Here is a 14923-nt window from a genome sequence, read left to right on the forward strand (position 1 = left end):
TTAGTGTTATTGATGAGACCTATACATTAGTCACCTATTTACGTTAATGCGTTAAATAGGTGACTAACATCTGACTCACTCGTTACCAAATTGTATTTTGGCATTGATTTAACTATTTAATGGGTTACAACGAAATATTTTGTAGCTCCTAGCTAATCGAATCTCGAAACCTTATCGCATTTTCCGTGCCACCTATAAATTGAAACATTACAGTGCTATTTTATTTTCGACATCAATTTTATTCTAAAATAATAGATAGGCTTGAGTGTAATTTAATCAATAAAATTTGAGTTAAATTTAAAATCACTTGCAATTTTAACATTTCATTAACGTTGTTGTATTCCAAACGAGTAAAGACTGCAATTAATGAGTTAATTTGATTTTAAATGCACTTATTTTAAATTTAAATTCATTATATTGGTTGCTTTAACGGTTCAGTTTTTGCATTTTAGCATAAAAAATCGTTTTTAATGTTAAAATATGTCATGTCAAATTGCATGTTAAGTTATCAATTCATGCTAAATTTTAAAAAAAATTGTTAAGATTTGCAGGATTTTATGATTTAGCGCAAGGTCTTTATGGACAGATAGTGAATACTTTGTTACTTTATTAACCCATAAATAAATTGGTATTACCAATTAACACTGGGTAATACGTAATCAATAATTACTCACTCATGAATATGGCAGATTATGACTTACGGTAAAATTCGCCAACCAAAGTTATCAGATGTAATAGAGCAGCGTCTCGAACATCTTATTTTCGAAGGGACATTACGCCCTGGCGAAAAGCTGCCTCCTGAGCGCGAACTTGCAAAACAGTTTGACGTATCTCGACCATCAGTGCGTGAAGCAATTCAAACATTAGAGGCGAAAGGCCTTTTATCTCGCCGCCAAGGTGGTGGAACATTCGTGCAAAAGAAAATGTGGCAAAGCTTTAGTGACCCTTTAGCTCAGCTACTTGAAGGCAATCCAGAATCTCAATTCGATCTTCTTGAAACTCGTCATGCCCTTGAAGGTATTGCTGCGTATTACGCGGCACTCCGTGGTACAGATGAAGATCTCGAACGGATTCGACAAAGCTATGAATTAATTAAGACAGCGCAAGAAAATGGCGGATTAGAAGCAGAGTCAGATGCAGTATTACAATATCAATTAATTGTCACTGAAGCTGCTCATAACGTCGTTTTGCTACATCTATTGCGTTGTATGATCCCGATGTTAGAACAAAATATTCGTCAGAACTTTGAGTTCTTATATACCCGTAAAGAAATGTATAAAGCAGTTAGTGAACATCGAGCACAAATTTTTGCCGCTATAATGGCAAGAGAACCAGAAAAAGCACGTGAAGCTTCTCATCGCCATTTAGCCTTTATCGAAGATTTACTGTTGGATATTAGCCGAGAGCAAACTCGCAGAGAACGTTCTTTACGTCGGTTACAGCAACATCCTGATTTGAATTGATAATATAGATCCTGACTGCTGCGTCTATATTATTGTGAATACTCTAATTGAGAGTTAAAGCGGCAACTACATCAGGGCCTATCTTCCCGCTGTTTTATAGCGACTGGGAAAATAGCAGGAAGATAGGCTCCACATAAACATATAAAATAGATAACAGATAAGGAATACACCATGTCAGATATGTTAAAAAATGACGTGGATCCGATTGAAACTCGCGACTGGCTACAGGCGATTGAATCGGTCATCCGTGAAGAAGGTGTTGATCGTGCTCAGTTTATTATCGAACAGGTATTAAGCGAAGCGCGTAAAGGCGGTGTTAATATTGCCGCTGGTGCATCTGGTCATTCTGATTACATCAACACAATTGCTGTTGAAGATGAGCCGGCATACCCTGGTAACATGGATTTAGAGCGCCGTATTCGCTCTGCAATTCGTTGGAACGCAGTGATGACTGTTTTACGCGCTTCCAAAAAAGACTTAGAACTGGGTGGCCATATGGCTTCTTTCCAGTCATCAGCAACTTTATATGAAGTGTGCTTTAACCACTTCTTCCGTGCGCATAATAACAATGACGGCGGGGATTTAGTCTTCTTCCAAGGCCACATCTCTCCAGGTATTTACGCACGTGCGTTCTTGGAAGGCCGCTTAACTGAAGAGCAAATGAACAACTTCCGTCAAGAAATTGGTGGAAATGGTCTGTCTTCTTATCCACACCCTAAATTAATGCCTGATTTCTGGCAGTTCCCTACGGTATCAATGGGTCTGGGGCCAATTAATGCTATTTATCAAGCGAAATTCCTGAAATACCTTGATAACCGCGGACTGAAAGATACATCAGCTCAGCGCGTATATGCATTCCTTGGTGATGGTGAGATGGATGAGCCAGAGTCTAAAGGTGCAATTACTATCGCAACTCGCGATAAATTAGATAACTTAGTATTTGTTATCAACTGTAACCTGCAACGTTTAGATGGACCAGTTACAGGTAATGGTAAAATTGTTAATGAACTAGAAGGTATCTTTAATGGTGCTGGCTGGCAAGTTATCAAAGTTATGTGGGGCGACCGTTGGGATGAATTACTGCGTAAAGATACAAGCGGTAAACTTGTTCAACTAATGAACGAAACCTTAGACGGCGACTACCAAACCTTTAAATCACGTGACGGTGCATACGTTCGTGAGCACTTCTTTAATCGTTACCCAGAAACTGCAGCATTAGTTAAAGATATGACTGATGATGAAATTTGGGCACTGAACCGTGGTGGTCACGATCCGAAGAAAGTGTATGCTGCATTCAAAAAAGCACAAGAAACTAAAGGCAAACCAACTGTTATTTTAGCGCAAACCATCAAAGGTTATGGTATGGGCGAAACTGCAGAAGGTAAAAACATTGCTCACCAAGTGAAGAAAATGAACATGGATGGCGTTCGTCATTTCCGTGATCAATTCAATGTACCCGTTGCTGATGAGCAAATTGAAAAACTGCCATACATTACGTTTGAAAAAGATTCCGAAGAGTACAAATATCTGCATGAGCGCCGTCAAGCGTTAGGTGGCTATTTGCCAGCTCGTCGTTCAACCTTTGATGAAAAATTGGATATCCCTGCACTGGCAGATTTCAGCCAATTATTGGAAGAGCAATCTAAAGAAATTTCAACAACTATCGCGTTCGTTCGTGCGTTGAACGTTATGTTGAAAAACAAATCGATCAAAGAGCGTTTAGTACCAATCATCGCTGATGAAGCACGTACATTTGGTATGGAAGGTCTATTCCGTCAAATCGGTATCTATAGCCCTAAAGGTCAGCAATATACTCCGCAAGACCGTGAGCAAGTTGCTTACTATAAAGAAGACTCTAAAGGTCAAATTCTGCAAGAAGGTATCAATGAGCTGGGTGCGGGTTCTTCTTGGTTAGCGGCTGCGACATCATACAGCACTAACAACTTGCCGATGATCCCATTCTATATCTACTACTCAATGTTTGGTTTCCAACGTATTGGTGACTTGATGTGGGCAGCGGGTGACCAACAAGCACGCGGTTTCTTAATCGGTGGTACTTCGGGTCGTACAACTCTGAATGGTGAAGGTCTACAGCATGAAGATGGCCATAGCCATATTCAATCACTGACTATCCCTAACTGTATTTCTTATGACCCAGCTTTCGCTTACGAAGTTGCGGTGATCATGCAAGACGGCTTAGAGCGTATGTATGGTGAGAAACAAGAAAACGTTTACTACTACATCACGACGCTGAACGAAAACTACCACATGCCAGCAATGCCAGAAGGCGTAGAAGAAGGTATCCGTAAAGGTATCTATAAACTGGCTTCTGTTGAAGGTAGCAAAGGTAAAGTTCAGCTGTTAGGTTCAGGTTCAATGATGCGCCACGTGCGTGAAGCCGCTGACATCTTGTCTGCTGAATATGGAATTGGTTCTGATGTCTATAGCGTGACTTCATTCACTGAACTGGCACGTGATGGCCAAGATTGTGAGCGTTGGAACATGTTGCACCCATCTGAAGCACCACGCGTTCCATACATTGCTCAAGTTATGAATGATGCACCAGCAGTTGCATCAACTGACTATATGAAACTGTTTGCAGAACAAGTTCGTACTTATGTTCCTGCAAGTGATTACCGTGTTCTGGGTACAGATGGTTTCGGTCGTTCAGACAGTCGTGAAAACCTGCGTCACCACTTTGAAGTGGATACATCCTATGTGATCGTTGCAGCGTTAGGTGAATTAGCTAAACGTGGTGAGATTGATGTAAAAGTCGTTGAAGAAGCGATTAAAAAATACAACATCAACCCAGATAAAGTTAACCCACGTTTGGCATAAGAGGTAAAAATCAATGTCTATTGAAATCCAAGTGCCTGATATCGGTGCTGATGAAGTTGAAGTCACCGAAGTGATGGTTAAAGTTGGCGACAAAGTAGAAGCTGAGCAATCGCTTATTACCGTTGAAGGTGATAAAGCTTCTATGGAAGTCCCATCTCCACAAGCGGGGGTGGTAAAAGAAATTAAAATTGCTGTTGGCGATAAAGTGACAACAGGCAAATTAATCATGGTATTCGAAGCGGAGGCGGGTGCAGCAGCGCCTGCTCCTGCAGAAGCCCCTACGGCTCCAGCGGCAGCGCCAAGCGCAGCTGCATCTAAAGATGTTGCTGTTCCAGATATCGGTGGCGATGAAGTTGAAGTTACTGAAATTATGGTTAAAGTCGGTGACAAAGTAGAAGCTGAGCAATCTTTAATTACTGTTGAAGGTGACAAAGCTTCAATGGAAGTTCCTGCACCATTTGCTGGAACGGTTAAAGAAATCAAAATTGCAACTGGTGATAAAGTTAAAACCGGCTCATTGATTATGGTCTTTGAAGTTGCAGGCGCAGCACCTGCGGCGGCACCAGCTGCACAAGCTGCTGCACCAGCGGCTCCAGCAGCATCAGCAATTAAAGATGTTAACGTTCCAGATATCGGTGGTGATGAAGTTGAAGTCACTGAAGTCATGGTAAAAGTGGGTGATACCGTTTCTGCTGAGCAATCAATCATTACCGTTGAAGGTGACAAAGCGTCAATGGAAGTTCCTGCGCCATTTGCTGGAACAGTTAAAGAAATCAAGATTGCGACTGGCGATAAAGTGAAAACTGGCTCGCTGATCATGACTTTTGAAGTGGCAGGTGCAGCGCCTGCAGCGGCTCCAGCAGCTCAACCGTCTGCTCCGGCTCCAGCGGCAGCTCCTGCACAAGCAGCGCCAGCGAAAGCAACTGACAGCAAAACTGAATTTGTTGAAAACGACGCATATATCCATGCAACACCGGTTATTCGCCGCTTAGCGCGTGAATTTGGTGTTAACTTAGCGAAAGTTAAAGGTACAGGTCGTAAGGGCCGTATCCTGCGTGAAGACGTTCAAGCTTACGTGAAGGATGCCGTAAAACGTGCGGAAGCTCCTGCAGCTGCGGGTGGTGGTTTACCAGGTATGCTGCCATGGCCGAAAGTGGATTACAGTAAATTCGGTGAAGTTGAAGAAGTTGAACTGGGTCGTATCCAAAAAATCTCTGGTGCTAACCTGAGCCGTAACTGGGTAATGATCCCGCACGTTACGCTGATGGAAGAAGTGGATACCACTGAAGTTGAAGAATTCCGTAAGCAACAAAACAAAGAAGCTGAGAAGAAAAAACTGGATGTGAAAATCACACCATTAGTTTTTGTCATGAAAGCTGTTGCTCGTGCTCTGGAAGAAATGCCACGCTTTAATAGCTCCATTTCTGAAGATGCACAGCGTCTGTTCCTGAAAAAATATATTAACATCGGTATTGCCGTAGATACGCCAAATGGCTTAGTTGTTCCTGTCTTCAAAGACGTTAACAAAAAAGGCATTTTAGAGCTATCTCGCGAACTGATGGAAGTTTCTAAGAAAGCGCGTGCAGGTAAACTGACTGCGTCTGATATGCAAGGTGGTTGCTTCACGATTTCAAGCCTTGGTGGTATCGGAACTACCGGTTTTGCACCTATCGTGAATGCACCAGAAGTTGCAATTATGGGACTGTCACGTTCTTCAATGAAACCTGTTTGGAATGGTAGCGAATTTGTTCCTCGCCTAATCCTGCCAATGTCACTGTCCTTTGACCATCGTGTAATCGATGGTGCTGATGGAGCTCGCTTCATCACCCTAGTAGGGCAATTAATGAGCGATATTCGCCGTTTAGTGATGTAAATAATAAGACCGGCGAATAGGCCGGTCTGTTTTATTTAGGCTGAGGCAGAATTTTTTGCTGCTGCTACGAAAGGTTGGGAGTTACATCACGAAATGAGCCTTTTCAGGGTGTTAACAATTCTGTAAACTGCTCTCGGTGTGTACTTTTCCAGTGGAAGATCGTTTATTCAGCAGTACCGCTGGACAAAACAAAAAGAGGTCATGATGAGTACTGAAATTAAAGCCCAAGTCGTTGTGCTTGGTGCAGGCCCTGCAGGCTATTCTGCGGCTTTCCGTTGCGCTGACTTAGGTTTAGAAACTGTTTTAGTAGAACGTTATTCAACCCTTGGTGGTGTTTGTTTAAACGTTGGTTGTATTCCTTCTAAAGCTTTACTCCATGTTGCAAAAGTGATCGAAGAAGCAAAAGCTTTAGCAGAACACGGTATCGTTTTTGGTGAGCCAAAAACTGACATTTCCAAAGTTCGCTTATGGAAAGAAAAAGTGATTAATCAGCTGACGGGTGGTCTGGCTGGTATGGCTAAAGGCCGTAAAGTTAACGTAGTTAACGGCTTCGGTAAATTCACAGGTGCCAACACGCTGGTTGTTGAAGGTGAAAACGGTAGCACAACTATCAATTTCGATAACGCAATTATTGCTGCGGGTTCCCGTCCAATTCAATTACCATTCATTCCACATGAAGACCCACGTATTTGGGACTCAACCGATGCATTAGAACTGAAAGAAGTTCCTGAGCGTCTGCTGGTTATGGGTGGGGGTATCATCGGTTTAGAAATGGGAACTGTGTATCATGCACTGGGTTCTCAAATCGATGTGGTTGAAATGTTTGACCAAGTCATCCCAGCGGCTGACAAAGATGTGGTTAAAGTATTCACCAAACAAATCAGTAAAAAATTCAATCTTCTGTTAGAAACTAAAGTAACAGCCGTTGAAGCGAAAGAAGACGGTATCTACGTTTCTATGGAAGGCAAAAAAGCTTCCGCAGAGCCGCAACGTTACGATGCTGTATTAGTGGCAATCGGCCGTGTTCCTAATGGTAAAAACTTGGATGCAGGCAAAGCTGGCGTTGAAGTTGATGACCGTGGCTTTATCCATGTCGATAAGCAAATGCGCACTAACGTTCCTCATATCTTCGCTATCGGTGATATCGTTGGCCAGCCAATGTTAGCTCACAAAGGTGTTCACGAGGGGCACGTTGCCGCAGAAGTTATCTCTGGTCTGAAACATTACTTTGACCCGAAAGTGATCCCATCAATCGCTTATACTGAGCCAGAAGTTGCATGGGTTGGTTTAACTGAGAAAGAAGCGAAAGAACAAAATATCAGCTACGAAGTTGCGACTTTCCCATGGGCAGCATCAGGCCGTGCAATTGCATCTGATTGCGCCGAAGGTATGACTAAGCTGATTTTCGACAAACAATCTAACCGTGTTATCGGTGGGGCTGTTGTCGGTGTGAACGGCGGTGAATTACTGGGCGAAATCGGCCTAGCAATTGAAATGGGTTGTGATGCTGAAGATTTAGCATTAACTATCCATGCTCACCCAACACTGTATGAATCAATCGGTATGGCTGCTGAAATTTATGAAGGTAGCATTACTGATTTACCAAACGCAAAAGCGAAAAAGAAAAAATAATTTTCTTTAATCGCACAGATAAACAGTATCTCTAGTATGCTGTTTATCACCAAAGCGAATTGAAGCCAATGTGGAAACTCATTGGCTTTTTTTGTGAATATAAACAATTAGTCACATGTTTCTGTTCTATTATTGATTAAAATAGATATTAATCATTTTATAAGTAATACGCTTTTAATTTTAAATGACCGAATCTTTATTAATGATAACGGTTAGTTGACTATAAAAATATTAAATTCTAATTTCTTTATTCTGTTTTTTATAACTAATAAGGAAGTTAGTTTATGGATGGTGTGACAGACCTAGGTACAATAACTGTATGGGGAAGTAACCCTAGACCGCATTTCAATGATTGTTTTAATAATTATGATAATGCTCATGAAGATATTGATTTAACTGGGAGGTATGAAAAATTAAAAAGTATTTTACATGAAAATCTTTATGACAATATAAAACTAGCTGATATCCATGATGATGTTAATAATCACAAAATCGATGCTTTTCAAGATTATTCTACTACAATTAAAAATGATTTAAAATCTAAACAAATATCAATTGAAAATAATTTAATTACCTTAAGAAAGGATATTGCGGAGATTGAAAAATCGCCTGGCTGGAAATTTATCATTGATCCACAAAAATATCCTTGTACATACAAATGGCATTTTCAATCTTCAGACTCCTCAAATTTAAAAATTTCAGCAATCTTTAAATTTCGCACAATTGAAGATAGGGACAGGCTCCTCGCAGAGGATTTTGACGATAATATACCCGGTATACCGAGATTTCCTTTTGATAATATAGATCTATATATAGATGCGGTTAATAAGCGAGCTGACCGTGATGCTAGAAATCAATTGCTCGAAATTAAGAGACAACATAAAAGTATCACGGATAAAATTCAGTTTAATATAAAAGAATTAAATAAGCTGCAAATAGCCCAAAGTAGTGTATTTTCCGTTCCCACACCGAATGTTCCTACATTATCTCATGGCGTTGGTTTAAATACGCAAGTCACACAAACGGCAAACAGCAACATAGTAAAAGGTGTCGAAAAGACATTAGGCAATATTCGCGATGGCTTAGCTGAAACGTTTGATTGCTCTTTTGGTATGAGCTGCTCAAATGATATAGATAAAGCAGCAAAAAATTCAAATGTTGGGAAACCTCATACTGGTGGCGACCAAATACCCGAACAAGGAAAAATTGATACGGGTGGAAACCAGATACCTGAGCAAGGGCGGACGGATACTGGCGGAGATCAAATACCTGAACATATAGATAATACGCATATAACCCCACTGCCTAATCAGATTACAGTAGAAGATATTGCCTATTTATCTGAAAACAAAAATAATATTAAAAATAAATGGCATCAGGGTAGTTTTAACTCTCCTGACGAATCATTACAGAAGCATTATGAAAAACATGGAAAAGAAGTTGGAGCGGGTAGTGTTGAGCAGTACAGAAACAAAGCTGAAGAATTTGTCAAAAACTTAAAAGGTGCTAGAACAGTGAAAGTAAGAGGTGCGACTGATAATGTGACTCGTTATTATAAAAACGGGAAATATTTAGATAGAACATCCGAAGGGAAAATAATATCTTTTGGAAAACAATAATATAGAGGGATATGTTATGTGGCATGATTTAAATATTACAAAAGTGAGCTGTATAGAGAAAACAGTTGCTGAATTCACAGTTACTATGATCCCTATTTTGCCTTATGCCAAAATGAAGATAAAAATTTATGAAGATCAGTCGGGTTTTTTTACAGGTATGACGGATTTAGCAATAAAAAGAAAATTTGATGGTTGCCCCGAGTGCGCCATTGGACGTGGAAGTACCATTGAAAAAGCGTTAGAAGATACTATCCTCTATTTTAAAGAAATGTTGAGTCAAGATGGTTTTACTGAATTAACCGAAGATGATATTAGCTACGCAGAGTGGTCTGATTTTTAAAAGTTAAAAGATCCCAGTTCGGTACTGGGATCTCTGCTAACAATTTTACTCATCCTCAGCTAACTGGATGATTAGCTGTCCGGTTTGGCTGCTGAGATTTACGAAGGTAGCATTACTGATTTACCAAACGCAAAAGCGAATTGAAGCCAATGTGGAAACTCATTGGCTTTTTTTGTTTTTGTGAATATAAACAATCAGCCACATGTTTCTGTTCTATTATTGATTAAAATAGATATTAATCATTTTATAAGTAATACACTTTTAATTTTAAATGGTCGAATCTTTATTAATGATAACGGTTAGTTGACTATAAAAATATTAAATTCTAATTTCTTTATTCTGTTTTTTATAACTAATAAGGAAGTTAGTTTATGGATGGTGTGACAGACCTAGGTACAATAACTGTATGGGGAACTCGATTACCTGTTTAGAATAATACCGATTTATATTTCGGTGATGGATATTATGAAGGATATAACAGTTATCTTGAAAGTTATAGATATGATATTTCACCTGAATGGTATCATGCCCTAAATGATTTTATGGATTACATGTCATATTGTGAATACATGGCTACTCCTATAGATATTGAGTCTTTATTAGATAAAAATGGAAAGGTTGATTTATCATCAAAAGAAAATATTGAGACTAAAAAGGAAATAATTAAAGAGCATATCGAGAAACAAAAATTATTTTTGGAAAAAGTTGAAGGATTTAATGAATGGAAATTTTTAAATAATCCAGAGAAATACCCTTTTGTACAAGAGATAATGATATCTGGCAGATTAATCAGCAAAGAGTATAAAACCTCAGCTGAGCTAGATAGCTTTTTAATTGGGTATAATGAGAATACCTATCTAGACAGTTTGAATGACAATTATAAAGATGGAGATGGAGATGAAGAGATACTTGATAAGTCGGCAAGAGAAAGTATTACTTCTGTTAAATATTTACATAGCAGATTAATTAATGCCATTGATGTTAATACAGAGAATTTGAATAAACTCAACTTTACTCAAAGTAGTATATTTGCTATTCCGTCTCCGAATGTTCCTACATTACCTCATGGTGTTGGTTCAAATTCACAAGTAACACAAACAGCAGATAGCAGTATTGCAAAAGGTATCGAAAAGGCATTAGGTAATATTCGTGATGGCCTAGCGGAAACGTTTGATTGCTCTTTTGGCATGAGTTGCTCAAATGATATAGATAAAGCAGCAAATAATTCAAATGTTGAGAAATTTCATACTGGTGGTGACCAAATACCTGAGCAAGGCCGGACGGATACAAGCGGAAACCAAATACCCGAACAAGGAAAAATTGATACGGGTGGAAACCAGCTTCCAGAACCGATCGAAAAACTGCCTGGAACATCTATTCCTGATACTCTATCTTTAGATAACCTCGCCTATTTAAACAAGATTACACAAGGTGAACATGCGGGAATCAGAAATAAAGAGGGGCGTCCAGTTAGTTCAGTCATTAATGATGTTCAAAAATCGAGGCCTTCAGATATCTTAATACAAGATGATGGTCGTTGGGTTGTAAAAGGTAATGACGGAAGAATACATCTAATTGAGCCTGATGGAGAAGTGGTCTCGTCATTTAAAAATAGTGATAGAAATACGGCTCAACGTACTAGAGATGGGCGATGGAATAGACCTAGTAATGAAAAACTAGATGAATTTAAAGAAAAATTTTCTGATTATGTGAGGTGGTAGGATGGATATACTAAAAATTAATTACATACCAGAAGCGGATGTAACTTTATTTGATATTCGTTTATCTGAATCGGAAGTTGTAATTTATACAGATTGCTTAAATTACGTTTTAACTCATTTATCTGATGAGCAAATATATGAAAAAACGGAATGTTCAAATAAACAAGAGTTATCACATTACTTGACAGATCTAAAAAATTTAATGAAATCAATGGAACATAGAAAATACCTTCCTGATAGGTACAAAGATCTATAAAAAATAATGGCATAGTGGCTATTTAAAGAGCCACTATGCCAACAAATTTTAGTCTCTTACCTCAATCATTTTACTCGCTCTCAGCCAACCGGATGATCAACTGTCCGGCTTGGTGAGTGAGGGTATGTGGTTACTCACCTTAAACCCAAACTCACTCAATCACTTGCCGCTTAACATGAGTTGTGGGCTGAGGTTTGGTTTACCTCGGTTGGGGGGGAACCCATTGTATACTTTCTGGTTTTGACCACTGCTTCTTTAGCCGTCAGTGTTTTTACACTACAATCGTGCTTATCCTCAACTGTGAGAGCATGGGACAAACATGCAGCTAGACCCGGTGGCGTTTTTGAACCCTTAAATGGTAATCCAGCGCAAAAAAATGCTGCTGCCGAAAATTTCATCCGAGAAATCTTTAAAGATCCTAAAGTAGTTCGAAACGATTTAGGTGGTGGTGCGTTTGAATATCGTTTGCCTAGTGGAAAAGGCGTTAGATATAATGCGGATGGCTCATTTAATACTGTGCTAGACCCAAAGAAGGCAATAAAATGAAAGATAATAAATTAGAACTATTTTTTTCAAGTCCAATGGAATATGAGAATCTAACGTTAGAGGTTCAATTAAATTGGGAGCGGGTTGCAGAAATTAATCAAGATAAAGGTGTAGATAATTTAGAAATTGAACTATTTGGTTCAGATTTATCCCACGGTTTTACAGCTAAAATGCCTTTAGATGATCTAATTTCAATATTGATTGAAGCCAGAGATACATTAAAGAAACAATGAATTTTTACTGAATGAGTAAAAATCCTTGCTCTACACAGGGATCTGAATTAACGGTCTTACTCGCTGTCAGCTAACGGGATGATTAGCTGCCCGGTTTGGCTCGTGAGGGGGAGTGCCTACCTTAGGCAATATTCGGTATGGCTGCTGAGATTTACGAAGGTAGCATTACTGATTTACCAAACGCAAAAGCGAAAAAGAAAAAATAATTTTCTTTAATCGCATAGATAAATAGTATCTCTAGTATGCTGTTTATCACTAAAGCGAATTGAAGCCAATGTGGAAACTCATTGGCTTTTTTTGTTTTTGTGAATATAAACAATTAGTCACATGTTTCTGTTCTATTATTGATTAAAATAGATATTAATCATTTTATAAGTAATACGCTTTTAATTTTAAATGGTCGAATCTTTATTAATGATAACGGTTAGTTGACTATAAAAATATTAAATTCTAATTTCTTTATTCTGTTTTTTATAACTAATAAGGAAGTTAGTTTATGGATGGTGTGACAGACCTAGGTACAATAACTGTATGGGGAAGTAACCCTAGACCGCATTTCAATGATTGTTTTAATAATTATGATAATGCTCATGAAGATATTGATTTAACTGGGAGGTATGAAAAATTAAAAAGTATTTTACATGAAAATCTTTATGATAATATAAAACTAGCTGATATCCATGATGATGTTAATAATCACAAAATCGATGCTTTTCAAGATTATTCTACTACAATTAAAAATGATTTAAAATCTAAACAAATATCAATTGAAAATAATTTAATTACCTTAAGAAAGGATATTGCGGAGATTGAAAAATCGCCTGGCTGGAAATTTATCATTGATCCACAAAAATATCCTTGTACATACAAATGGCATTTTCAATCTTCAGACTCCTCAAATTTAAAAATTTCAGCAATCTTTAAATTTCGCACAATTGAAGATAGGGATAGGCTCCTCGCAGAGGATTTTGACGATAATATACCCGGTATACCGAGATTTCCTTTTGATAATATAGATCTATATATAGATGCGGTTAATAAGCGAGCTGACCGTGATGCTAGAAATCAATTGCTCGAAATTAAGAGACAACATAAAAGTATCACGGATAAAATTCAGTTTAATTTAAATGAATTAAATAAGCTGAAAATAGCCCAAAGTAGTGTATTTGCCGTTCCCACACCGAATGTTCCTACATTATCTCATGGCGTTGGTTTAAATACGCAAGCTACACAAACGGCAAACAGCAACATAGTCAAAGGTGTCGAAAATACCTTAGGTAATATTCGCGATGGCCTAGCTGAAACGTTTGATTGCTCTTTTGGCATGAGTTGCTCAAATGATATAGATAAAGCAGCAAAAAATCCAAATATGGGAATGGAGTTATCTAATTCAGAAAAAGCACAATTAGGTGGTAGTACTTCTGGTATACCGGATGGTTGGGAGCCAGAGGATGAGGAACATGCTCGCCATAAGGATAAGGAACAGCAACAAAAGAATTTTGAAGAATTAACGAGGGTTTATGATAAAGACTCGCCTTCTCAGACTATAACTATTGACGGTCAAACAATTAAACAAGGTGTAGGAGGAAATCGTTATTCAACGAGGATTTATGATAGTCAAAACTTAACAGACCAACAGATATATAATTATGCTGAACAATTAGCTGCTCAACCCCTAACTAAGGTAAAAGATGGTATTTATACTGCCAAACTAACTGATGGTACAATGATAACCCTTAGGAGCGTATCTAGCTCGGCAGAACAAACAGGTGCTCGCTGGACAGTCCAAATAAGAAATAATCCAACTTTACGCCAAGTAGAGAACGGTTTTGGAAGAAACGCAGAGATCAAGTTTAGGTAATAAATAAGATGATATCAAATATTGAATATAAAACTATTGCTGAATACGCTGAAACCCAAGCCCTTGATGGGTTATGGGCGTATCTCACGCCAGATATGCTTCCTTCGCTCCATGCCATGTATGATAATTTTCCTTTTCAGGAAAGGAAAAAAATATTTTTTTGGTTCTTAGACAAGTTACTACGTGACGGAAAGTTAAAATTAGCTAAGTATGGTAAATTTTTAAGTGGTTCAATAGATGAACAATTACAGTGCTTCTATACTGCATTTCCAGAAACAGAAGAGCAATTAATTGATCAGTTTTGGTTTTTTGATGAAGAATGCCCTGGCGGAGCCGTTTGGATACTTAAAGATGGGACAGTAGAATGGACGTAGAACTATCAAGGGCAGATTCTATCTATGGAATGTTTAATTCCAGAACAGCTCCAAGCGAGCATTGATGAGTTAATACAGAAAAGCATCACCGTAATTTCTCAAAGTGAAACTTTTGGGCGGCTGGATGATGGTGAAATTAAAGTTATGGAGAGCTAGTTTTGAGACCG

The 14923-nt window shown here is 38.5% G+C and carries 13 protein-coding genes and 1 pseudogene; all 14 read left to right on the forward strand.

The window, feature by feature from the left end:
* The first annotated feature begins 692 nt into the window (after positions 1–692).
* The 14 genes and pseudogenes from pdhR (at position 693) to P3L40_RS07335 (ending at position 14912) form a co-directional block, all read left to right on the forward strand.
* On the forward strand, positions 693–1463 hold the full coding sequence (gene pdhR, locus P3L40_RS07275) for a pyruvate dehydrogenase complex transcriptional repressor PdhR (RefSeq protein WP_004261987.1): 771 nt from the start codon (positions 693–695) through the stop codon (positions 1461–1463).
* Between the two features lie 171 nt (positions 1464–1634).
* Entirely contained in the window at positions 1635–4301 is a 2667-nt protein-coding gene (gene aceE, locus P3L40_RS07280; protein WP_004261984.1) for a pyruvate dehydrogenase (acetyl-transferring), homodimeric type, read from the forward strand.
* A gap of 13 nt (positions 4302–4314) precedes the next feature.
* Positions 4315–6174, forward strand: a complete 1860-nt coding sequence (gene aceF, locus P3L40_RS07285) for a pyruvate dehydrogenase complex dihydrolipoyllysine-residue acetyltransferase (RefSeq protein ID WP_004261981.1) — start codon at positions 4315–4317, stop codon at positions 6172–6174.
* A gap of 204 nt (positions 6175–6378) precedes the next feature.
* Positions 6379–7806, forward strand: a complete 1428-nt coding sequence (gene lpdA / locus P3L40_RS07290) for a dihydrolipoyl dehydrogenase (protein WP_094961375.1) — start codon at positions 6379–6381, stop codon at positions 7804–7806.
* Between the two features lie 284 nt (positions 7807–8090).
* Positions 8091–9425, forward strand: coding sequence for a hypothetical protein (locus P3L40_RS07295; RefSeq protein WP_210852413.1), 1335 nt, complete (start codon positions 8091–8093; stop codon positions 9423–9425).
* A 16-nt stretch (positions 9426–9441) separates the two neighbouring features.
* Positions 9442–9765, forward strand: coding sequence for a hypothetical protein (locus tag P3L40_RS07300; RefSeq protein ID WP_036959259.1), 324 nt, complete (start codon positions 9442–9444; stop codon positions 9763–9765).
* Between the two features lie 569 nt (positions 9766–10334).
* Positions 10335–11486: a hypothetical protein gene (locus P3L40_RS07305; protein ID WP_232062769.1), complete on the forward strand. Its 1152-nt coding sequence runs from the start codon at positions 10335–10337 to the stop codon at positions 11484–11486.
* Between the two features lies 1 nt (position 11487).
* The gene (locus P3L40_RS07310) at positions 11488–11742 is read left to right on the forward strand and encodes a hypothetical protein (protein WP_004265621.1); all 255 of its coding nucleotides are present in this window, start codon (positions 11488–11490) and stop codon (positions 11740–11742) included.
* 300 nt (positions 11743–12042) lie between these two features.
* Positions 12043–12288 (forward strand): hypothetical protein, encoded by a 246-nt coding sequence (locus P3L40_RS07315; RefSeq protein ID WP_210852415.1) that lies wholly within the window; start codon positions 12043–12045, stop codon positions 12286–12288.
* Complete coding sequence (locus P3L40_RS07320; RefSeq protein WP_004265618.1) at positions 12285–12521, forward strand: hypothetical protein; 237 nt, start codon at positions 12285–12287, stop codon at positions 12519–12521. Before P3L40_RS07315 ends, P3L40_RS07320 begins: the two co-directional genes overlap by 4 nt.
* Before the next feature lie 134 nt (positions 12522–12655).
* Positions 12656–12727 (forward strand): annotated as a pseudogene (locus tag P3L40_RS25115) (dihydrolipoamide dehydrogenase); the annotation flags it as partial.
* 290 nt (positions 12728–13017) lie between these two features.
* Complete coding sequence (locus P3L40_RS07325; RefSeq protein ID WP_316928031.1) at positions 13018–14382, forward strand: hypothetical protein; 1365 nt, start codon at positions 13018–13020, stop codon at positions 14380–14382.
* Between the two features lie 8 nt (positions 14383–14390).
* Positions 14391–14756: a DUF596 domain-containing protein gene (locus P3L40_RS07330; RefSeq protein ID WP_094962980.1), complete on the forward strand. Its 366-nt coding sequence runs from the start codon at positions 14391–14393 to the stop codon at positions 14754–14756.
* A gap of 24 nt (positions 14757–14780) precedes the next feature.
* Positions 14781–14912: a hypothetical protein gene (locus P3L40_RS07335; RefSeq protein ID WP_272515333.1), complete on the forward strand. Its 132-nt coding sequence runs from the start codon at positions 14781–14783 to the stop codon at positions 14910–14912.
* Positions 14913–14923: the final 11 nt, after the last annotated feature.

Source organism: Providencia sp. PROV040, from assembly GCF_032706145.1.
GTDB lineage: Bacteria > Pseudomonadota > Gammaproteobacteria > Enterobacterales > Enterobacteriaceae > Providencia > Providencia hangzhouensis.

Excerpts from the sequence above, each read along its gene's own strand:
- pdhR (WP_004261987.1), top strand. The coding sequence starts at position 693 with ATGACTTACGGTAAAATTCGCCAACCAAAGTTATCAGATGTAATAGAG.
- aceE (WP_004261984.1), top strand. The coding sequence starts at position 1,635 with ATGTCAGATATGTTAAAAAATGACGTGGATCCGATTGAAACTCGCGAC.
- aceF (WP_004261981.1), top strand. The coding sequence starts at position 4,315 with ATGTCTATTGAAATCCAAGTGCCTGATATCGGTGCTGATGAAGTTGAA.
- lpdA (WP_094961375.1), top strand. The coding sequence starts at position 6,379 with ATGAGTACTGAAATTAAAGCCCAAGTCGTTGTGCTTGGTGCAGGCCCT.
- P3L40_RS07295 (WP_210852413.1), top strand. The coding sequence starts at position 8,091 with ATGGATGGTGTGACAGACCTAGGTACAATAACTGTATGGGGAAGTAAC.
- P3L40_RS07300 (WP_036959259.1), top strand. The coding sequence starts at position 9,442 with ATGTGGCATGATTTAAATATTACAAAAGTGAGCTGTATAGAGAAAACA.
- P3L40_RS07305 (WP_232062769.1), top strand. The coding sequence starts at position 10,335 with ATGGCTACTCCTATAGATATTGAGTCTTTATTAGATAAAAATGGAAAG.
- P3L40_RS07310 (WP_004265621.1), top strand. The coding sequence starts at position 11,488 with ATGGATATACTAAAAATTAATTACATACCAGAAGCGGATGTAACTTTA.
- P3L40_RS07320 (WP_004265618.1), top strand. The coding sequence starts at position 12,285 with ATGAAAGATAATAAATTAGAACTATTTTTTTCAAGTCCAATGGAATAT.
- P3L40_RS07325 (WP_316928031.1), top strand. The coding sequence starts at position 13,018 with ATGGATGGTGTGACAGACCTAGGTACAATAACTGTATGGGGAAGTAAC.
- P3L40_RS07330 (WP_094962980.1), top strand. The coding sequence starts at position 14,391 with ATGATATCAAATATTGAATATAAAACTATTGCTGAATACGCTGAAACC.
- P3L40_RS07335 (WP_272515333.1), top strand. The coding sequence starts at position 14,781 with ATGGAATGTTTAATTCCAGAACAGCTCCAAGCGAGCATTGATGAGTTA.